This window comes from Streptomyces sp. NRRL B-24484 (assembly GCF_000717715.1).
Taxonomy (GTDB): Bacteria; Actinomycetota; Actinomycetes; order Streptomycetales; family Streptomycetaceae; genus Kitasatospora.
Genome location: NZ_JOAI01000012.1, coordinates 1 through 19,745, shown reverse-complemented (window position 1 = coordinate 19,745; position 19,745 = coordinate 1). Strand labels below are relative to the sequence as shown.

18 protein-coding genes and 6 pseudogenes are annotated in these 19,745 nt (G+C 72.0%); 11 read left to right on the top strand and 13 right to left on the bottom strand.

Going from position 1 to position 19,745, the window contains the following annotated elements:
* Positions 1–89: 89 nt before the first annotated feature.
* The 4 genes and pseudogenes from rpe to IE98_RS50780 form a co-directional block, all read left to right on the top strand.
* Complete coding sequence (gene rpe, locus IE98_RS0112995) at positions 90–773, top strand: ribulose-phosphate 3-epimerase (protein WP_030268386.1); 684 nt, start codon at positions 90–92, stop codon at positions 771–773.
* 104 nt (positions 774–877) lie between these two features.
* A complete protein-coding gene (locus IE98_RS0112990; RefSeq protein ID WP_052390472.1) occupies positions 878–1,924 on the top strand; it encodes an alpha/beta hydrolase in 1,047 nt (348 codons plus the stop codon).
* A 91-nt stretch (positions 1,925–2,015) separates the two neighbouring features.
* Positions 2,016–2,914 (top strand): annotated as a pseudogene (locus IE98_RS42405) (pirin family protein).
* A gap of 866 nt (positions 2,915–3,780) precedes the next feature.
* Positions 3,781–4,005 (top strand): annotated as a pseudogene (locus IE98_RS50780) (IS3 family transposase); the annotation flags it as partial.
* Here the strand turns inward: IE98_RS50780 and IE98_RS47885 are convergent.
* Positions 3,963–4,089: pseudogene (locus IE98_RS47885) on the bottom strand (IS5/IS1182 family transposase); the annotation flags it as partial. The pseudogenes IE98_RS50780 and IE98_RS47885 overlap by 43 nt on opposite strands.
* Before the next feature lie 127 nt (positions 4,090–4,216).
* A complete protein-coding gene (locus IE98_RS49045) occupies positions 4,217–4,480 on the bottom strand; it encodes a hypothetical protein (protein ID WP_159400900.1) in 264 nt (87 codons plus the stop codon).
* Between the two features lie 652 nt (positions 4,481–5,132).
* Between IE98_RS49045 and IE98_RS52245 the strand changes: the two genes are divergently transcribed.
* Together IE98_RS52245 and IE98_RS52560 are read left to right on the top strand one after the other, a co-directional pair.
* Positions 5,133–5,279 carry an STAS domain-containing protein gene (locus IE98_RS52245; RefSeq protein WP_324605764.1) on the top strand — a complete coding sequence of 49 codons (147 nt, stop codon included), beginning with the start codon at positions 5,133–5,135 and terminating at the stop codon, positions 5,277–5,279.
* Positions 5,263–5,667 (top strand): annotated as a pseudogene (locus IE98_RS52560) (PAS domain-containing protein); the annotation flags it as partial. The gene IE98_RS52245 and the pseudogene IE98_RS52560, both read left to right, overlap by 17 nt.
* A gap of 89 nt (positions 5,668–5,756) precedes the next feature.
* Here the strand turns inward: IE98_RS52560 and IE98_RS42400 are convergent.
* Positions 5,757–7,100 carry a PP2C family protein-serine/threonine phosphatase gene (locus tag IE98_RS42400; protein WP_078660985.1) on the bottom strand — a complete coding sequence of 448 codons (1,344 nt, stop codon included), beginning with the start codon at positions 7,098–7,100 and terminating at the stop codon, positions 5,757–5,759.
* Positions 7,101–8,323: 1,223 nt separating this feature from the next.
* Between IE98_RS42400 and IE98_RS0112955 the strand changes: the two genes are divergently transcribed.
* Positions 8,324–9,460 (top strand): SRPBCC family protein, encoded by a 1,137-nt coding sequence (locus tag IE98_RS0112955; RefSeq protein ID WP_030268376.1) that lies wholly within the window; start codon positions 8,324–8,326, stop codon positions 9,458–9,460.
* 625 nt (positions 9,461–10,085) lie between these two features.
* Here IE98_RS0112955 and IE98_RS50085 read toward each other — a convergent pair.
* On the bottom strand, positions 10,086–10,241 hold the full coding sequence (locus IE98_RS50085; protein WP_199922906.1) for a DUF6131 family protein: 156 nt from the start codon (positions 10,239–10,241) through the stop codon (positions 10,086–10,088).
* A gap of 39 nt (positions 10,242–10,280) precedes the next feature.
* Positions 10,281–11,105: a TetR/AcrR family transcriptional regulator gene (locus IE98_RS0112945; RefSeq protein ID WP_078660984.1), complete on the bottom strand. Its 825-nt coding sequence runs from the start codon at positions 11,103–11,105 to the stop codon at positions 10,281–10,283.
* A 123-nt stretch (positions 11,106–11,228) separates the two neighbouring features.
* Here IE98_RS0112945 and IE98_RS47875 point away from each other — a divergent pair, with 123 nt between their 5' ends.
* The 3 genes from IE98_RS47875 to IE98_RS50080 all read left to right on the top strand — a co-directional run bounded on the left by IE98_RS47875 (position 11,229) and on the right by IE98_RS50080 (position 12,676).
* A complete protein-coding gene (locus IE98_RS47875; RefSeq protein WP_159400899.1) occupies positions 11,229–11,861 on the top strand; it encodes a hypothetical protein in 633 nt (210 codons plus the stop codon).
* Between the two features lie 50 nt (positions 11,862–11,911).
* Positions 11,912–12,085, top strand: a complete 174-nt coding sequence (locus IE98_RS46230; protein ID WP_078660983.1) for a CsbD family protein — start codon at positions 11,912–11,914, stop codon at positions 12,083–12,085.
* Between the two features lie 438 nt (positions 12,086–12,523).
* The gene (locus IE98_RS50080; RefSeq protein ID WP_199922905.1) at positions 12,524–12,676 is read left to right on the top strand and encodes a hypothetical protein; all 153 of its coding nucleotides are present in this window, start codon (positions 12,524–12,526) and stop codon (positions 12,674–12,676) included.
* 491 nt (positions 12,677–13,167) lie between these two features.
* On the opposite strand, the gene IE98_RS0112925 is transcribed toward IE98_RS50080, so the two are convergent.
* The 8 genes and pseudogenes from IE98_RS0112925 to IE98_RS0112895 form a co-directional block, all read right to left on the bottom strand.
* Complete coding sequence (locus IE98_RS0112925; protein WP_043174081.1) at positions 13,168–13,653, bottom strand: SRPBCC family protein; 486 nt, start codon at positions 13,651–13,653, stop codon at positions 13,168–13,170.
* A gap of 66 nt (positions 13,654–13,719) precedes the next feature.
* The gene (locus IE98_RS0112920; RefSeq protein ID WP_030268367.1) at positions 13,720–15,357 is read right to left on the bottom strand and encodes a phytoene desaturase family protein; all 1,638 of its coding nucleotides are present in this window, start codon (positions 15,355–15,357) and stop codon (positions 13,720–13,722) included.
* A gap of 195 nt (positions 15,358–15,552) precedes the next feature.
* Entirely contained in the window at positions 15,553–16,290 is a 738-nt protein-coding gene (locus IE98_RS0112915) for a GAF and ANTAR domain-containing protein (RefSeq protein ID WP_030268365.1), read from the bottom strand.
* Between the two features lie 27 nt (positions 16,291–16,317).
* The gene (locus IE98_RS0112910) at positions 16,318–17,022 is read right to left on the bottom strand and encodes a GAF and ANTAR domain-containing protein (protein ID WP_030268364.1); all 705 of its coding nucleotides are present in this window, start codon (positions 17,020–17,022) and stop codon (positions 16,318–16,320) included.
* A 6-nt stretch (positions 17,023–17,028) separates the two neighbouring features.
* A complete protein-coding gene (locus tag IE98_RS0112905) occupies positions 17,029–17,421 on the bottom strand; it encodes an STAS domain-containing protein (RefSeq protein WP_052390471.1) in 393 nt (130 codons plus the stop codon).
* Between the two features lie 17 nt (positions 17,422–17,438).
* The gene (locus tag IE98_RS0112900) at positions 17,439–18,455 is read right to left on the bottom strand and encodes an acyl-CoA desaturase (protein WP_078660982.1); all 1,017 of its coding nucleotides are present in this window, start codon (positions 18,453–18,455) and stop codon (positions 17,439–17,441) included.
* Positions 18,456–18,573: 118 nt separating this feature from the next.
* Positions 18,574–18,888: pseudogene (locus IE98_RS49035) on the bottom strand (catalase HPII); the annotation flags it as partial.
* 235 nt (positions 18,889–19,123) lie between these two features.
* On the bottom strand, positions 19,124–19,531 hold the full coding sequence (locus IE98_RS0112895) for a gas vesicle protein (protein ID WP_030268358.1): 408 nt from the start codon (positions 19,529–19,531) through the stop codon (positions 19,124–19,126).
* Between IE98_RS0112895 and IE98_RS42395 the strand changes: the two are divergent.
* A pseudogene (locus tag IE98_RS42395) lies at positions 19,446–19,745 on the top strand (HAD-IC family P-type ATPase); the annotation flags it as partial. The gene IE98_RS0112895 and the pseudogene IE98_RS42395 sit on opposite strands and share 86 nt — an antisense overlap.

Here is a 19,745-nt window from a genome sequence, read left to right as displayed (position 1 = left end):
CGGCTTTCCCTCCGGCCGCCGCTTCACGCGATGATGGGAGGGAGCGGCCGCAGACGACCGCCCGCACCGAGCTGTGAAGGTACCCGGATATGGCGCAGATCAACCCCAGCATCCTCTCCGCCGACTTCGCCCGCCTGGCGGACGAGGCCGAGGCCGTCCGCGGTGCGGACTGGCTGCACGTGGACGTGATGGACAACCACTTCGTCCCCAACCTCACGCTGGGCGTGCCGATCGTCGAGTCCCTCGCCAAGGCCACCGACACCCCGCTCGACTGCCACCTGATGATCGAGCAGCCCGACCGCTGGGCCCCGCAGTACGTCGAGGCCGGCGCCGGCTCGGTCACCTTCCACGTCGAGGCCGCCGCCGCGCCCGTCCGGCTCGCCCGGGAGATCCGCGCCAAGGGCGCCCGCGCCTCGATGGCCCTGCGTCCCGCCACCCCGATCGAGCCCTACGAGGACCTGCTGCCCGAGCTCGACATGATCCTCATCATGACCGTGGAGCCGGGCTTCGGCGGCCAGGCCTTCCTGGACATCATGCTGCCCAAGATCCGCCGCACCCGGGAGCTGATCTCCAAGCACGGCCTCGACCTGTGGCTGCAGGTCGACGGCGGTGTCGCCCCGTCCACCATCGAGCGCTGCGCCGAGGCCGGGGCCGACGTCTTCGTCGCCGGCTCCGCCGTCTACAGCGCCGACGACCCGGCCGAGGCCGTACGCGCCCTGCGTGCCCAGGCCGACGCCGCGACCGCCGGCGCCCACTGGGCCTGCCGCCACTGAGGCGGGAGCGGCCGTCCGCGCCGCCCTCCTCCTCCGCAGGGTCTCGGCCGGCCGGAACTGACGGCCCGTAGAGTAGAGGCCCAAGATCGATCGGGGGAGGGGCCTTGGAGGCGAGCGGCGAGGAACGCACGGCCGGAGCGGCTGCGGCGGTCGGGAGGATCCCGGAACAGTCCCGGGGGGCGGAGCGGCCGCGTGGGCCGGGGCGGGCCGCACCCGCCGGTGCCCCGCCGGACGGCGGCCCGGACGGTGCCGAGCCGTCCGCGGGGCAACCGGAGACCGGCACGGGCCGGCGCGGATTCCTGCGGGCCCTGCTGGTCGCCGGCATCGGCGCCGCCGCGGTCGGCGGCGCGATGGTCGAGGACGTGCTGCCCGGCGGGGCCCGGCTCCGCCGCGCGATCGGCATGACCGGCCCGGACGGCACCGTCCCGGCCGTCGAACCCGGCCCCGTCCGCACCGACCAGCTCGCCTCCAAGGCGCGCGGCCGCCGCATCGAGCTGACCGTAATCTCCCCGCCCGGCACCGCGCCCCGCGCCGACCTGCCGGTCTGCCTCGCCCTGCACGGCCGCGGCGGCTCCGCGGCGGCGCTCGTCGACCTCGGGCTGCCGCAGTTCCTGGCCGCCGCGACCGCCAAGGGCGTGCCGCCCTTCCACCTCGTCGCGGTGGACGGCGGCGAAGCCACCTACTGGCACCGCCGCACCCCCGGGGACGACCCGATGGCCATGCTGCTCGACGAAGTCCCCGGGTGGCTCGCCGCCCGCGGCCTGGCCGCCCCCACCGGCGTGCTCGGCATCTCCATGGGCGGCTCCGGCGCCCTCCAGTACGCCCGCGCCCGCGACGGCGGACTCGCCGCCGCCGCGCTGCTCAGCCCCGCCCTCTTCACCTCCTGGGACGACGCCCGGCCCGTCGACGCGTACCAGGACGAGGCCGACTGGGTGGCGCACGAGCCGCTGCGCCACCTCGACCGGCCGCTCACCCGCCGGCTGGCCGTCTGGTGCGGCACCGAGGACCCGTTCTGCCCCGCCGCCCGCCGGCTCGCCGACCGGGCCGCGGAGACGCACTTCCCGCGCGGCGCGCACACGGACGGCTTCTGGCGCCGCGTCCTCCCCGACGCGACGGCCTTCCTCGGCCAGGCCCTCGCCCGCCGGACCTGACCCGGGGCCGCCCCGGCCCACCCGTGCCGCCCGCGGCTCGCCCGTCCCGCACCTGCCGGGCCGCGACCGGGCACGGGGGGATACTCGCGGCATGAGCAACCTCGACGTCCGCCCCGCCGCCTCCCGCTGCGGCGGCGAGGCCTCCGACGGTCCGGTGAAGCAGCTGGTGGCCGGCCGCGAGGTGCCGCTGGGCGAGTCGACCGTGGCTACGGGCCGGACGACATCGCCGACGAGCCCGGCATGCAGGTCCCGCCGCACCCGCACATGGGCCTGCAGACGGTGAGCTGGCTGCACGAGGGCGAGGTGCTGCACCGTGACAGCCTCGGCAGCCTGCAGGCCGTCCGGCCGTACGAACTCGGGCTGATGACCTCGGGCCGGGCGATCTCGCACTCCGAGGAGTCGCCGCGCGAGCACGCCCGGCTGCTGCACGGCGCCCAGCTCTGGGTCGCTCTGCCCGACGCCCACCGCCACACCGCCCCCGCCTTCGAACACCACCCGGAGCTGCCGGAGGTCACCGCGGGCGGGCTGCGAGCACGGGTCGTCCTCGGGACGCTGGACGGTGCCACCTCCCCGGGCACCATCTACAGCGCCCTGGCCGGCGCCGACCTCGCCCTCCGCGAGGGCGCCGCCCACCGGCTGCCGCTGGAGCCCGGTTTCGAGTACGCGGTGCTGTCGATGACCGGCAGCGTCGACGTGGACGGCGTCCGGGTCGAGCCGGGCTCGATCCTCTACCTCGGCTGCGGGCGCCGCGAACTGCCGCTGCTCGCCCGCACCGACGCCGCCCTGCTGCTCCTCGGCGGCGAGCCCTTCGAGGAACAGCTCGTCATGTGGTGGAACTTCGTCGGCCGATCCGGTGACGAGATCGCCCAGGCACGGAAGGACTGGGAGGAGGGTGTTCGATTCGGCGAGGTGCACGGCTACGACGGTGCTCGCCTGCGGGCTCCGGCGCTGCCGGCGCTGCCTCTGAAGCCTCGGGGGCGTACACGCTGACCTGTGGAAATGATGGCTGACACGTGAGGGAGAGGACATCATCGGCCGAATCGTTAGAGGTGTCTCTCCTGTCCGGAGTCGAGAGCCGGCTCGCCCTGTTCTCGAGCGCGGGGAGGCACCGTCCCCAGCTGTGCCGAGTCTCGCGTTCGGACTCGTGCGGCAGGGTGTGGTCGGATCGGTGCCGACTTTTTGCTGACCTTTCCGACGAACCGTCAGTTGAGCTCACTCTGGCTGGCGCAGACGTCGGGAGGTCTGGTTGGGCGCTGCTTGTCAGTCCTGCCGCCGGCTCTACGCCGCCACCTCCGAGATGGTCCACCTCATCGGCTGGGATGGACCAGGACGCCGGCCACCAGAACCTCGCCGAGGACTACTGCAACCACGCCTACGTCCTCGCCGGCGAAGCGGGCGACCCCAAACTCGCCTGCACCGCCCTGCGCGGTCGCGCCATCCGCGTCATCGACCTGCACCGCCCCGCGCCCTCGCCGTCCGCCTCGCCGAACAGTGCCTCGAACAAGCCTGCGGCCTCGGCGCCAAAGCCCTTGCGTACTACGAGACCATCCCTGCCGACGCCGCCGCCCTCGACGGCAACCGCCACCTCGCCTGCAGTACATCGCCGCCTCCCAGACCCACGGCTGCGCCGCGCCGCCAGTGCACCGCACACGGCCGGGCGGCCTCGGCCGGCCGGGCGCGCAGACTCGCGCCGCCGCGCACCGCGTCGGGGGAGGCCGCCGGAACGCGTGCGCGCCTTCCCGGCCCGGGCGGCGGTCGGTCGTACGGTCGTTCTGCCGAGGCGATGTCCACCCCGTCCCCCGTGGCCCCAGGCCCGGTCGTACTCCCCCTGGCGGCTGGGCCATCCCCGGCTATGGCACACGAGTGTGCGGTTCACCGAGTACCTGCACAGCGAGGGCATCGGGTCATCGGTCGGGCGCGTCGGGGACGCGTACGACAACGTGCTGATGGGAACCATCAACGGCCGCCACAAGGCCGAGTGCATCCGCACCAAGGCCTTCCACGACGGCCCCTGGAAGACGATCTCGGACGTTGAGTACGCCACCAGGGCTCGCTGGGCGGGTCGGAGCCTGCATCGGCGGTCATCCTCCCGGGTGACGATCGGCATCGTGACCCACTCGACGAGAGCATGCGGCAGGTCCGGTGCAGGCAGGATAGGTGACCAACGAGGCTCCCTGGGTGGTTGCTTGAGACGTGAGACATCTCGCTCTATCGCCCGGGAGCCTCGTTCGTTCTGCCCTCACGCCGACCGGCCAGCCGCCACCCGATCGGTGCCCGCCCTGAAAGGCGCGGTCAGCTGGACGCGATGACTACACCGTTCGTGCGAGCGATGAACTCGCCGGGTGAGGCGCTCCCAGCCTCATCGACCAGCCGTTGGAACTCGGCGATGCCATCGACGATCTTGCCGCGGACCTCGAAAACCCAGTCCGTGACGGGCTCTTCGTTCATCGCGGCCGCGAGACTGTTCATTAGCTTGCCCCGAACGGGAATCCTGTCGTCGGATCCCGGGATCGGGTGCGCTGACGTGTAAGTCACTGACCAGTTGTTGATTGCCATGTCATCGCACGATAGTGGATATGCTCGGCCGGGATGGGCGGTTTACTTCAGAAGCCACTATCTTGCCGAACTTGATCGCTGAGTTCCTCCGCTCGAAATCGAAGCTAAATTTCACCGCACAGGCGAGCTTGCGCACCCAGCTGGCCTGCGGTGATGCAAAACTATGCAATTTGAGAATCTGGGGATCGGCAAATTAAGAATGTCTGGTGTGTCTTGCGGCAAGGATTGTGGCAGTATGGCTGCGACTGGTGGGCTCGCGTGTTGAGGTGTCGCGTATTCGTCAGAGGGGATGTGGTGAAGTTCCCCTCGGATGTTGGACGGTGCACTGCGGCTCGCGGTGCTGCGCCCCGTTCTCCTTCTCTCGTCCACCACGGCGATCTGGGACCGCTTGCGATGCACGTCGATCCCGACGTGGACAGACATTGCCGGGCCTCCTTTTGACCGCCGGCACCCGTTCACCGGGGACGGCCTCACGCTCCGGGCGAGCTCGTAAAATCGCATGAGCCGGCTCCGCCCGCGCTCGATGACCTGACTGAGCAGCCCGGTTCCCGCACCACGGTGATGGCACCGGCCTGGGCCGGATGCCGGATGGGTGCATCCGTCCCGACGCTGCGGTTCAGCGGGTAGACCAGACCGCCTCCGCTCCCTTGGGATGCGGCGGGCCGGGGCGTTGGGCGGCCGTGTGCGGCTGGCGGGTCCCGGCGAGCAGGTCCGTCGGCTGCTGGAGCTGACAGGGCTGGACATGGTGGTCGAGGTGTTCGCCGACGCGAGGGAGGCGTGCCGTGCATCCGGCTTCTGACGGGCCCGGCGCACGAGGCCCTTCCGCGGGCCGGGATTCGGGGGCTTCTGGAGCGCAGGGCCATCCAGGAACGGATGCCGTCGCATCCACCTCCGACAGCGCCGTCGCGGGTGGTGCGCTGCTGGCCGCGCTCTTCGAGGCGGTGGAAGCCGGGGTGTACGCCGTGGACGCGGCTGGCCTGGTGATCGCATGCAATCCGTGGGCGGAGCGGCTGCTGGGCTATGCGCCGGGGACGCTGATCGGCGTGGACGCACACCGCACCCTGCACCCGGCAGACACCGGCGCGGGCAGTGTGCCGGCCCAGCGCCCGATCCTCACCGACATCGCGCAGGGCAGGCGGGTCAGCGGCGACCGCGCCGTCCTCGCGCGCGCCGACGGCACCGTCATGCCCGGTGTGGTGGACCGCGGCGCGGCTTCTCAGCGCCCCGGCAGCGTACCGCCGCTGGTCTCCGGGACGCCGGTCCGGCCCGGGCGTGGTCATGCCGGCAGCGTGGGCCGGTGCTCAGGGTGTGGCCGTGCGGTTCGGCCTGCGCCGGCGGTGGGGATGCGCAGGGCGAGGAGGGCGATGTCGTCGGTGGCGTCGGGGGCGAGGCCGGTGAGGAGTTCGTCGCAAAGGGTGTCGGGGGTCTCGCGGGAGAGGGCGGCGGCGTGCTGGCGCAGCCGGGCCAGGCCGCGGTCGAGGTTTTCGCCGCGGCGTTCGATCAGGCCGTCGGTGTAGAGCAGGACGGTGGACAGCGGCGGCAGCGGATCAGTGGCGCTGGGGCGTGGCAGGGCGGTGTCGACGCCGAGGAGGACGCCGGCGCCGCCTTCGAGGAAGCGGGTGTCGCCGTCGCGGGTGACCAGCAGCGGCGGCGGGTGGCCGGCGCCGGCGTGGTCGAGCTGCCACGGCCCACCCGTCGGCCCTTGGACGATGGCATAGACGCAGGAGGCGGTCGTGCCGGGGTAGAGGGCGTGCTGGGCGAGGTCGAGGCGGTGCAGGATCCGGCCGGGCGGTTCCCGGCGGTCGCAGGCGATGCCGCGGAGCATGTTGCGCAGCTGGCTCATGGTGACGGCCGCATGCAGGTCGTGGCCGGTGACGTCGCCGATGATCAGTGCGGTCCGCCCGGCGGGGAGAACGAAGGCGTCGTACCAGTCGCCGCCGACCTCGGCGGTGCCGTGCGCGGGCGCGTACCGTGCGGCCAGGGTGAGGTGGTTCGGTTGGGGGACGGCGGGGAGCAGGGAGCGCTGGAGGCGTTCGGCGATGTGCTCGGTTTCCCGGTGCAGGCGGGCGTTGTCGATCGCGAGGGCGATGCGGTGGGCGATGTCCTCGACCAGTGGCAGGTCAGATTCCGTGAGCGGGGGCCGGTTACCGGCGCGGGCGACGGTCACGGCGCCGAGGACCTCCCGGCGGGAGCGCAGCGGCGCGATCACCGCGCACGCGGCCTCGTGCTGTGCCAGGGCGCGGTCCTCGGCGGCGTCCCACGGATCGTGCCGGAGCACGGGGCGCAGATCGGCCTCGGCGAGCAGCAGCGGGCCGGCGCCGCGCAGCACCCGGGCGAGCGGGCCGGTCGCGGCCTCCGGCGGCCGCGTCACGGTTGCCGACCGCCCGTCGTCCCGCGGCGGGGTGCCGCGGCGGGAGGCGGTGATCCGTTCCAGGCGCCCGTCGTCGGCGAGCAGGTCGATCGCGCACCAGTCGCCCAGGCGCTGCGCGAGAATCCGGCAGGCCCGCTCCAGCCCGGCCCGCGCATCCAGGGTGCCGGCCAGCGCCGAACTGATGTGCGCGAGCGCGGTCAGCCGGTCGAGCGCCTGCTGCAGCGCCTCGTCCACGTCATATTCATCCACATATGCACCCTGCCCCACAGCGGCCGCAAGGACCCGGACCGCCGTCGCAACACGACGCTGCGCCGCTGTAGCGGCGGATCCGCTTGTGGGCGAGCAGTTCGCCCTTCTCGTCGAGCGGACGTGCGCGGCTGCACCGTCGTTTCGGGTTGGGGCGGATGGGGAGACGCTGGACGGTCGCCTGCCCCCGATGACGCGCCCGAGTCGCGCTCGGTCCCCGTCGTCGGGAAGTGACGGGACATCATGACGTCCCCGCGTGCCGTGGTGGATCAGGCCCCTCGGCCGCGTCGCGTGTGTCCGGCGCTCGCCGGGAACCTGGTGGCGCGCCCGGAGCATCGCTCCCCGTCGTGGGCAAGGGCCCTCGCACCGTCGTGTGTGCCCCTGGACGCGGTGCCCGATCGGGAAGGGGGCACGGGCCGAAGGGATGACTTCATGAACAACACCACCAAGGTCGCTCTGGGCGCCGCCGTCGCCGGCGGATACGTGCTCGGACGCACGAAGAAGGGGCGGCTCGCCTTCGCCGTCGCGACGTACATCGCCGGAAGGCGGTTCGGCCTCGATCCGAAGCAGCTCGCCACCGAAGGGCTCAAGAAGCTGGGTGAGGTTCCGCAGGTCGCGGAGCTCAGCGAGCAGGTCAAGGGGGAGCTCCTGGAGACGGGCAAGAAGGCATTGGTCGCTGTGGCCAACCGGCGTGTCGGCGAGTTCGCCGAATCCCTGCACGAGCGCACGAGCCGGAGGACGAGGAAGAGCCCGAGGAGCCGGAGGACGAGGAAGAGCCCGAGGAGCCGGAGGACGAGGAAGAGCCCGAGGAGCCGGAGGAGCCGCGGCAGAAGAGGGCTGCGGGGCGTCGCGCAGCCACGAGCGGCGCCGGGCGTGCCTCGCGGCCGGCCCCCAGGGCCGAGCCCGAGCCGTCGCCCGAACGCAAGCCTGCGAAGAAGGCCCCGGCCAGGAAGGCGCCTGCGAAGAGCGCCTCCGCCGCCGGAGGTTCAAAGGGTCGCGCGGCGCCGGCCAAGAAGACTGCGGTCAAGAAGGCGGCCCCGGCTGCCAAGAAGGCGCCGGCGAAGACCGCTCCCGCCGCCAAGCGTTCGGCGAGCCGCACCAGATCGGCGAAGGCCCCGGCCAAGAAGACTGCGGGCCCGAAGGCAGACGCCCCGGCCAGGAAGAGTGCGGCGAAGAAGACCGCATCCAGCAGGTCCTCCACACGCTCCACCGGCAGGAGGTAGGCCATGGCCACGACGGAACGTGAGTCGCGCGAGAAGTCCCCGGAAGAGTCGTCCGAAAAATCGGGTTTCGACAAGTTGCGTGAGGAGGCCGTCCACTTTCTCGGGGCCCAGGTGGAGCACTTGGTCGAGAAGGCCGGCGACAAGGTCTCCGACCTGACGGGGCAGCTCGGGGAGGTCGCCGAGAACGGCGGAGTGCTGCCGAAGGTCGGTGCCCGTGTCCTGCAGGGTGACTCGCCGATCAAGGCCTTCCTCGGTGAGAAGGCGAAGAGCGTCAAGGACAACGTCGTCGACAAGGTCAAGGGGGCGTTCGGCGGGGGCGGCAAGCCCGGGCGGAAGTCCGGCAAGAAGCCGATGAACATGATCGAGACCCTCGACGTCGGGGTGCCCGTGCGTACCGCGTACGACCACTGGACCAAGTACGAGGACTTCAGTGGTTTTGCCAAGGGAGTGCAGAGCGTCTCCCAGGGCGACGAGGTCACCACCGACTGGAAGGTCAAGGTCGGGCCGTCGAAGCGGAGTTTCAAGGCCACCGTCCAGGAGCAGGTGCCGGACGAGCGCATCGTGTGGACTTCGCAGGGTGCCAAGGGCAGCACCCGCGGCGCTGTGAGCTTCCACGAGATCACTCCCACGCTGACCCGCATCGTCCTCGTCGTCGAGTACTACCCCGCGGGCTTCTTCGAGAAGACCGGGAACATCTGGCGCGCCCAGGGCCGCCGCCTGCGGCTGGACTTCAAGAACTTCCAGCGCTACGTCTCCCTGACCAACGACGAGGCCGAGGGCTGGCGCGGCGAGATCCGCGACGGCGAGGTCGTCAAGACCCATGACGAGGCCATGGAAGAGGAGGAGGCCGCCCGGGAGCGGGAGGACCAGGAAGGCGAGGACCAGGAGTACGAGGACGAGGACGAGGACGAGCCTGCAGAGGGTGACACCGAGGACGAGTACGACGACGAGGACGAGCCTGCAGAGGGTGACACCGAGGACGAGTACGACGACGAGGACGAACCCACGGAGGGTGACACCGAGGACGAGTACGACGACGAGGCGGAGTACGAAGAGGACGCTCCGGAGGACGAGGACGAGGACGAGTACGAGGACTTCGAACCGGATGAGGAGGAGGACGACGACCGCGCCCGCCGCTGACCGTCGAACAATCCTCCCATTCCCACCGGCGAGTTACGGCGCCGCCTTCCGATGGCGGAGGGGGCGGCCGGGCGAAGGGCCCGGCCGCCCCTCAATCGTGCCGCTCCTGCGACGGGAGCCGGGGGGATGGATCCGTCCGATCTGGGCCACGCATGCTGAGGTTGTGCGCGCCCGACCAGTGGTTGCTGGATCCGCTATAAGGGCAACGCCGCTACGCCGCGCTGGGCGGCGGCTGGCGTGCGACAGGGCCGAGGCTCGATGCCGCGGTCGGGACCGCCACCGCCGGCCTGGTCTCCGTTACGGGCTCCGCAACCCGTACCGGGTAAAAGTGCGCGATTGACCACCACTCCGGCGTCCGCAGCGACCATGTCTACAGTCCAGGGCCTTGACCGTGCCGACCGGTGGGGCATCTGTGCCGGCGAATGGCCCCGCCTTGTTCGGCCTGGGCGCTGCGCTCGTCTCGGCGATGGGATGCGGGTGTTGCAGCGCGCCGGACCGCTGTCCTCAACCGGCCGGTCGGCGCCGGTGGCTTGGCGGGAGTGCCGCGGCCTCGGCCGTGAGCGGCCCGGCGGCACGGTCGGAACCGACTGTGCCGCCGGGCCTGGGGGAGGGACGGGGGTGCGTCTCAGTAGTAGTGGGGGCGGCTGCCGACCTGGTGGCCGACCGCGCCCATGATCCACAGGATCAGGCCGATGACGACCAGGACGGCGCCGATGGTCCACAGGAAGCCGATGCCGGCGACGAGTCCGATGACGAGGAGGATGGCTCCGAGAATGATCACGATGGTCTCCGTTGCAGGTTCCCCCCTCGTGGTTCTCCGTCAGTGCGGGGAAGGTGCTTTGCCTTTCCTGTTCTCGTTCTCCGTTCCAGAGGGTTTGCGTCTGCCGGCCCCGGTCGTGGTCCGCGGAGTCCGGTGTTTGTGTCCGGCGCTCGTCGGCGTTCCGGGCCGGGGGGTGAGGGTGGTGGTCAGGCCGGTGAGGAGGATGTCGAGGCCGCGCTCGAGTTCGGCGGCGCCGTCGTAGGTGGCGAGGGCGGTGGCGAGGGAGCGCAGGAGGGGGAATTCGCCGAGCGGCAGGCGGTGGAGTCCCAGGCGCAGCAGGTCGTCGGTCTCCTCGGGGTTGTCGATGAGTTCCTGGAGTTCGTTGAGGACGTGGCCGTGCAGGAACCCGAACAGGGCGCGGTAGATGTGCAGCGCGTCGGGGCCGTCGAAGCCGGCCCGGGTGAGCAGGGCTAGAACGGCTTCGAGCGGGCGGAGCGTGCCCCGGGGGCGCAGGGCCAGCGGGGTTGCCAGGGGCCGGGTGACCAGGAGCGGTACGACGTTGGGGTGCTCGAGGGCGAGCCGTCGGTAGTCGCGGGCGACTGCGCGCAGTTGGGCCGCCCAGTCGGGGTCGGTGGAATCGACCGTGAGTTGGCCGAGGACCGTCTCGGCGACGCCGTCGAGCAGGGCGGCCTTGTTGGCGGCGTAGCGGTAGAGGCTCATCGGGTCGTGGTCGAGGGCGCGGGCCAGGCGGCGCATGGACAGTTTCTCCACGCCATCGCAGTCGATGATCTCCAGCGCGCAGGCGAGCATTCGCTCGCGGCTCAGCTTTCCGTCCGTGTGTCGAGCGTGTTCCCGGACGGCCGGGTCGGCCGGGGTCTGGGGCATGTCGGTCCTCCTGTCGCTCGTGGTAACCGCCGACGAACTTAAAGTTCGTAGACCTACGGTGTAGCTATAAGTCTACGCCCGGAGTTAGCTGTAGGTATATAACGTAGACCTTCGGGAGTCGTCATGATCTTTGTTCTTCTCGGACTTCTTGTTCTGGTGGCCGCGGCCGTTGTCGCAGTCGCCGGAATATTCACCAACACCGGCGCTGCACACGAACTCACGAATGCGTTCTCGGTGTTCGGACACCACATGACCGGCTCCACCGGCACGCTCTTCCTCTTCGGCATCATCGTCGGGGCGGCGGGCATGCTCGGACTCGGACTCCTGTTGACCGGCGCGCGCCGTTCCTCACGTCGCGGCAGCGAGGCACGCCACGGACTGCGCGACTCCCGCCGTGAGACGGCGGCCGTCGCCGAGAGCCGCGACGACCTGGTCGACCAGCGCGATGCCGCCCTCGCGGAGGCGACCTCGGCCGCCGGCCGGGACCGGGACGGCATCGCCGGCGAACGCGACGCCCTCGCCGCGCAGCGCGACGACCTCGCCCGGCAGCGGGACGAGTTGATGAGTGATCAGCGCCGCGCCTTCCGCGAGCAGACGGCCGGCACCCGCGTGGCCCCGATGCCCTCGGAGTCGGCCGGCACCCGCGTGGCCCCGATGCCCTCGGAGGGCGACGGCAACCCGCGCGCGGACGACGAGCCGGAGCCCGACGGGCAGCACGGGCTGCACCTGTTCGGGCACAGTTCCGCCCCCCGCTGAGGCAGGTGGCAACTGCCACCACGTCACGACACGCGAGAAGGAGATCAGCCATGGGTATCGGCAAGAAAACCGCCCACAAGGCCGAGGAAGTCAAGGGCATGGCGAAGAAGGCCGCCGGCGCCGCCACCGGCAACCGCAGCCTGGAGGCCGAGGGGCGCGCCGAGCAGATGAAGGGCGACGCCAAGCAGGCCGGCGCCAAGGCGAAGGACGTCTTCAAACACTGACCGCCCGGCCACTGGGCCGTACAGCGGTCCGCCACCGGGCCGGGTGCGCGGCAATCCCCGAGCGGCACCGCCGCCGAGGTGTCCGCACCTGGCCCCAGATCCAGCCACCCCACCATCCGGCGTCAATGACCGTTTGGCTCCGAGCGAAGAGCCCCCGCCGACGCGTGACGCCAACCGCCCTACGGCGGCCGACACAACCCAGCAGGTGATGATCATGACCGCGAAGAAGTCCCACCCGGCGATGGCAGAGGGCCAGGCCAGCGGTTCGCCGGAGCGGACCAGCACGGCTGGTCCCCCGACATCGACGCCGAGCACCAGGAGCCCAACGACAGCGCCCACCGCTCGTTCCACCCCGGGACCTACGCCCCCAAGCCCGGACCCGGCCGTGAGAAGGCCGCCGAGAAGGAGCAGGGCGTCCCCGGCGACACCGTCGAGGGCGTGAGCCGCCGCGGTGAGAAGCAGGGCCCCGGGAAGCACACCTACGACATGGGCCGGCAGGGCCCTTCGGGCCGCCCCAGCGGCGGCCGCACCGAGAAGGCCCACACCGGCGTCGACCCCCAGGAACCCGACGGCCCGACCTCGGGCCACTGACCGGGCAGGCGCCACACGGAAGCTGTCCGGCGGACATCCGATGGACGAGGTGAGGGACGGTCTTGAGCGATTAGATGGGCCCGATGGGTTCGGATCGGAACGGCACCCGGAGGCGGCGTCCGCACGGAGTGTGCGGGACCGGGCCGGCGGGGGCCCGGGGTCGTTGCCGACAACGCGGCCGAGGGTGCGGGCACGGTCAAGTTACAGGCGTCGCAGGTGGCCGGTGAGGTGGGTCGCAGCGCGTGACCTGCTGGGCGAGGCCCGCGGGCAGCCGCAGGACCCGGTCCGCGCGCAGACCGGTGGGCTCGCGGAGAATGTGCGGCAACCGGCGTTCGAGCTGCGGGACATGGCCGGTCGAGGGAAGCCGGATTCCACGCCAGCGCGGCGGTCGCTCAGATCGCGGACCGGAGTCACAGGGTGGCCGACCGCCTTGACCGGCGGGGCCCCGGCTGAACTTCCACAGGGTTCGTTCTCCGGGCAGTTGTCCCGGGCTACGGACCGGTCCCCGGGCCGTGGGAGGCGGAACCCGCAGGGGTGGTGTGCTGGTGTTCCCTGACGGCGACCCGGGCGAGGTTGCCGAGCAGTCGGCGGTTGCGCAGGTGCAGCAGGAGCTCGCTCGGTGGTCCCTGGAAACGCGCTCCGGGGCCGGTCAGGGGGTGTTCGTCGAGGAGGACCAGGGTGTTGTCGCCCCAGGGGACGAGTGTGAACGCGATGCGGGCGGCGCCGAACGGGTCGGCCTTCGCTTCGAGTTCCAGGCGGATGCCGGGCTCGCAGATCCGCACCACGCAGCTGTCGTCGACGGTGAGCGGGCCGAGGCCGGCCCGGAAGTGCAGTGCGGCGCCGACGGCGGGCCAGCCGGGGTCGACGTGGTCGATGTCCTGGGTGCCGACGACCCACTCGGCGTAGCGGCGGCCGTCCGCCAGGACGTCCCAGACCGCTTGTGGTGGGCATTCCACGAACTGCTGGCGCCGTGCCATGCGGTTCCTCCTGGGTGCTTGTCGCTGTGCCGGACCGGGGGCCCGGCATGTTCGGTCGGGTGGCTGTCAGTTCGGCTGCTCGCGTCGGCCCGACAGCAGCCGCTGGGCTGCGGCGAGACCGGGCGAGAGCACGCGGCCGGCCAGGAGCCGCTGCGAGCGCAGGGCCGCGCGGGCGGCGTTTGCTCCGCAGGCACCGTGGACACCGCCCCCGGGGTGGGCGGACGACGAAGCCAGGTAGAGCCCGGTCACGGGAGTTTCGGGGCGTCCGGTGCCCGGCACGGGCCGGAAGACGAGCTGCTGGTGGAGCGCGGTGGTGCCGCCGTTGATGGCGCCGCCGACGAGGCTCGGATCCAGGGACTGCAGAAGGGGCGGGGTGAGGATGCGCCGGGCGGCGATCCGGGTCCTGAATCCCGGTGCGAAGCGCTCCACCTGCTGTTCGATGCGCTCCGCCATCGCCTCCGCCTCCCGGGGGTCCCATCGGCCGGTGATGGCGTCGGGGCCCAGATCGTCCGTGATCGTCTGGGGCACGTGGGTGTAGGCCCAGGCGGATTCGGTTCCGGCCGGGGACCGTGCAGGATCGGCGGTGGTCATCTGTCCGAGGAGCAGGAACGGCCGTCGGGGGAGCCGGCCGGTGGTCAACTGCTGCGCGTAGTCGCTCAGCTCGTCCATGTCGGCGCCCACGTGCACGGTCCCGGCAGCGGCGGCTGCGGGCGCCGTCCAGGGGATGGGGCCGTCCAGAGCCCAGTCGATCTTGACGGTGGAGAAGTCCCACTGGAAGCGCCGCAGGTCCGCCGGCATCCGGGGCGGGAGGTGCTCCCACCCCACCAGGGCGCCGTAGAGGGCGGGGGCGGGGACGTCCGCGAGGACCGCGCGACGGGCCGGGTGCGCCTGGCCGTCGGCGGTGCGAACCCCCAGTGCGCGGCCGCCGCGTACGACGACCTCTACCACGGGGGCGTTGCAGTGGACGCGTCCCCCCAGGGCTTCGAGGCGGCGTACCAGCGCGCCCGTCAGGGCGGCGGCGCCGCCCACCGGAACGGGCCACCCGACCTGCTGGCCGAGCATGGCCATCAGCCAGCCGAACGCCGTACTGCCGACGCTCTCGGGCATCAGGTCGGCGTGCAGGACACACCCGGCGAGCAGCAGACCGGCGCCGGGTTCGGTGAACTCCTCCTGCGCGAGGCGGCGCACCGGCAAGGTCAGGAAGCGCAGCGCCCGCAGTCCGCCCGCGGCGCGCAGCCGCGCGGCCATCGCGGCACCCGACCGCACCGGCGGGAAGGGGGTGAACAGCGTGCGCACCAGGTGGGGGTCCAGGTCGTCCCACAGCCGGGAGAGCCGCTGCCAGGCCTCGGCATCCGCGCCGCCGAACGCGCTCGCCAGGCTCGCGCATGTCGCGGCGGCACCCCGGTGCAGGGTGGCACAGCGTCCGTCGGGCATCGGGTGGGCCAGCACGGTGGGTGCGTGGCTCCAGCGCAGTCCGTGACGCTCGAGGTCCAAGGCCCCGATGGCGGGGGAGGCCGCGGCGAGGGGGTAGAACGAGCTGAACACGTCGTGGACGTAGTCGGGGTGAACACCCCGGTCGCTGCGGACGGCGCCGCCGGGTTCCGGCTGGCCTTCCAGAACGTCGACCTGCCAGCCGGCGTCGGCCAGGATGTTGGCCGCCACCAGCCCGTTGGGGCCGGCACCGACGACGATGGCATCAGGCATGAGCCTCCTTGCATCCGTCCCCCGTCCAGCACGCTACCCGGCGCGTTGCGGTGCAGCCTGCCGGAGGACGGGCACTGCCGCCGCACACAGTCGACCGACCGGACCGGGCCAGCGCCGCCGGGCGTTAGGCATCAGTCGGAACTGGTTTGCGGCATGCCGAAATGCCGGTCACCGGAATGGCTGATGCGCGTGCTTCTACCTGGCGTCGGGGTGGGGGATCCGGTCGGTGTCGAACTGCCCGCTCGCGATCTCCCCGGCCAGTTCCGCGAGTCGGAGCCGGTGCGCCCGGGCGTAGGTGCGGAAGGCGGTGAACGCGTCGTCCAGGGGGAGTTGCCAGCGTTCGGAGAGGACGCCTTTGGCCTGTTCGACGGCGATTCGGCTGGTCAGCGCGGACTGGAGCTGGCCGCGTTCGGTTTCGCTGTCCTCGAGGGTGCGCTGCTGGAGGATGGCGACGGTGGCGACGTCCGCGAGTGCCTGGGCGAGCAGGATGTCGTCGGCGCTCAGCCGCCCGGGTGTGCTCTGGAAGAGGCCCAGGGTGCCGATCACGCGCCCGCGCCGGCGCATGGGGATCGCGTTGGCGGCCACGAATCCGACCTCCCGGGCCTGGGTGGCGAAGGCCTGCCACTCCGAGGCGACCTTCAGATCGGTGAGGTCGATGCCGACGCGTGCGGTGCCGGTGCGGTGGCAGTCCACGCACGGGCCCTGGTCGTGCTGGAGGGCGAAGAGCTCCAGCACGTGCGTGCGCTCGTCGGAGGCCGCGATGGTCATGAGCCGGTCCCGCTGGTCGGCGAGCAGAATTCCCGCCGCATCGACATCGAGGAGTTCCACGCAGCGCTCACACAGCTGCTGCAGGAACTCGATGACGCCGAAGTCGCCGGTCAGCGAGTTGGCGACCTCCACGAACACCTCGGTCAGTCGTTGCACACGCGTCATGAAATCGGTCTTTCTCTGCGCTTTGGATCAGACCTCCCTCTCATTTTCGCCCAGCCGGAGGCGGCGGTCGACGATGTCCCGGGAGATGTCGCCGACCGGTCGCCCGGACGCGTAGGCGTGGGCGCGAAGCCGGACCAGGGCCTCGGACAGCGGGACACCGAGCTGGACGCTGAGCATGCCGGTCGCCTGGTGGACGACGGCCCGCAGGAGCGCCGGCGGGTCCTCCTCTGGCGCGCCGGCGCCGTGGTCCGGGACGGCCAGGCAGAGCGAGGTGATCGCCGCGGCGAGGACGAGGGCGTCGTCGGTCTGTGCTCCGGTGAGCGGTCCGCGGGTGCGGCGCACTGCGGTGAGGGTGCCGACCCGGATGGCGCCGACGCCGAGGGGGAAGCAGAAGACCGTCAGGACGGGCAGCGCCGCCGACTCGGCGGCCAGCATCGGCCAGCGCTCGGCGCGGGTCCCGCTCAGGTCGGGGACCAGGACGGGCCGGCCGCGGACGGCGGCCTCACCGCTCGGGCCCGACCCGAGCACGTATTCGAGGTCCTCGAAACGGCGTGCGAGAGCGCCGGGGCGCCACAGGGGCTCGCGTCTGCCGGTATCGGTGGTGAGGAGCGAGACGGCGAGGCAGTCCACGCCGAGAGCGCGCCGCCCCGCCTCCCGGAGGGCGTCGAGCTCAAGGGTGCCGGCCCGTCGTCGGAGCCGGGGCAGGGTGCGGGCCATCAGGTCGCTGATCATGACCGCTCACGACGCGTACCCGGCCGCGGCACTCGGCGCGTGGCCGGGCACCGAGGGGGGCGGGCCCGGTGCCGGGATCAGGTAGGCGGTGGTGTCGGCGAGGTCCAGCAGGTGGGCCACCGGCGCGGATGGGCGTCGCGCCGTCAGGATGCCTCCGCTCAAGGCAGCCCGGCGGGCCGCCGTCGCCGAGAGCAGGGTGAGGCCGCAGACGTCGCAGAAGGTGACGTCCCGGGTGTCGATGTCGATGGTGCTGATCCCAGCGCTCAGGCAGCGGTGGAGCGCCTCGCGCAGCGGCGCCAGGGAGCCGAGGTCGAGCTCGCCGGCCACGTGGACGGTGGCACGCCGGGCGGGCACGGAACGCAGAACGGTGACGCGGAGGGCCGGAGCGGGGGTGGGCATGGTACGGCTCCAAGTGATCAGGACAGCCGTCGGGTTTCGAGCCGGCCGGCCACGGGCCAGCGGACGTCGCGCACCCAGCCGAGGCGCTCCAACAGGCGGATGACGGCGGCCGTCGGGTCGATCTGCCCGCGGTCGACACCGTGGCGCGCGCAGGTGGGATCGGCGTGGTGGAGGTTGTGCCAGCTCTCGCCGAAGGACAGCAGTGCGAGGGGCCACAGGTTCGTTGCCCGGTCGTGGCGGCGGGTACGGAAGGGGCGCCGTCCGATCATGTGGCACAGCGAGTTCACGCTCCACGTCACGTGCTGCAGCAGGGCGACCCGGACGAGGCCGGCCCACACCAGGGCGGTGAGTGCGCCGTGCCAACTCCCGCTGACGGCCCAGCCGAGCCCGAGGGGCAGCGCCAGGGAGAGCACGCACAGGGCGGGGAACGCCCGGGAGACGGCTCGCAGGTCCGCATCGGCGAGGAGGTCCGGTGCGTAGCGGGCGGGCGGGGTGACGTCGGCGGTGAACAGCCAGCCGACGTGGGCATGGACCAGACCGCGCAGCTCACCGGCGAGGCTGGTGCCGAACCGGAACGGGGAGTGCGGATCGCCGGGACGGTCGGTGAAGGCGTGGTGCCGGCGGTGGGTGGCGACCCAGGTGATCACGTCACCCTGGAAGCTCATCGACCCGGCGATCGCCATCGCGATCTTCACCGGGCGGTTGGGTGTGAAACTGCCGTGCGTGAGTCCGCGGTGGAAGCCGAGTGTCACGCCGAGGCAGGTGAGGCAGTAGAACGCGGCGGCGAGGATCAGATCGGTCGGGCCGACGAGACTGCCCCACAGCCATCCGACGGCGATCACGAGCGCGATGAACGGGAACGCCACCACGACGGTGGTGGCAGCCAGTTGCCATCGGGGGACGCGGTGCCGGTCGGCGGGGTCGACACGAGGGAACGGCGAGACCCCGTCGTACGGCGCGGGGGCGCCCCGGCCGAGTGCCGTACCAGTGTCAGTTTCCGGCGGTGACGCCGTGCGGCGATCCGTGAGGGCCATCCCGACTCCTTCGCCTGCGATGCGGCGCATCCGGGGTCTGGGGCGGCAGATCCAACCCGACCGACTCTCGGGCCCGGGGGGGCATGCGGTCGTGGTCTCAAACGACAGCTACCCACATTCAGGCATCCCACACGGACCTCGCACGGGGAGGCGAGGCAGCGCCGGGCCCGGCCCCCGAAGACAGAGTTCCGGCGATCGGCTTGGCGTGCCGCCAGGCCTCGTCGACGAGCAGGACGGCGCGGGAGTCCAGCGTGGACTGCCCGCCCGCAACGGTGCCGGACTTGGCGTCCCGGGCCCCGCGGTCGTCCGCACCCGGTGCGGGCACGCCGGCCACCAGCAGCGCATCGAACTCGACGAACCGCGCGGCGGCATAGGTCCGCCGGACGGTGAGGTCCTCGGCCAGGGGAGCACCGGTGGGGGCGATGACCAGCGGAAGAAGTCCGGCGTCGAGGGCTTCTTCCCCGCAGCAGCCGGACGGTCGAGGGGCCGCGGGTGGCGCCGGTCAAGATGCCGATGCCGGCCGGGATGGCAGACGCCTACGTCTTCCTCGCCTCGCAGGAAGCGAGCTACATCACCGCCGAGATCATCAACGCCTCCGGCGGCACCCCACTCCCATCAGACCGGCGGTCACGTGGGCACGGGCTACGGCAACGACACCTGCGCCCGCGCTAAGGCCGGCGCGCAGGCTTGTCGTCGGCGCCGGCGGCGGGCGGCAGGCCCTTCTCGGCCCGCAGGGCCTCGAGCTGTTCGCGCAGGAGCCGGTTCTCCTCCTCCAGCGGCTCCCGACTCCCGGCCCGGGAGGACAGGGAGGGGTCGTGCTCCCACCAGTCGATGCCCATCTCCTTGGCCTTGTCCACGGAGGCGATCAGCAGACGCAGCTCGATGGTGAGCAGTTCGATGTCGAGGAGGTTGATCTGGATGTCTCCGGCGATGACGATGCCCTTGTCCAGCACGCGTTCCAGGATGTCGGCGAGGCTGGCCGAGGACTGCCCCCTGGTGGTCGCCGAGAAGGACGGAGGCAGGGCACCGCGGGTCCTCGGTGTGGTCCACCTCAAGGACGTGGTGAAGGCGGGCATGCGGGAGCGCTTCGAGGAGCTGCGCCGCATGGGCATCAGGACGGTCATGATCACCGGCGACAATCCGCTGACCGCCCGGGCGATCGCCGAGGAGGCGGGCGTGGACGACTTCCTCGCCGAGGCCACCCCCGAGGACAAGATGGCGCTGATCAAGAAGGAGCAGGCCGGCGGCAAGCTCGTCGCGATGACCGGCGACGGCACCAACGACGCCCCC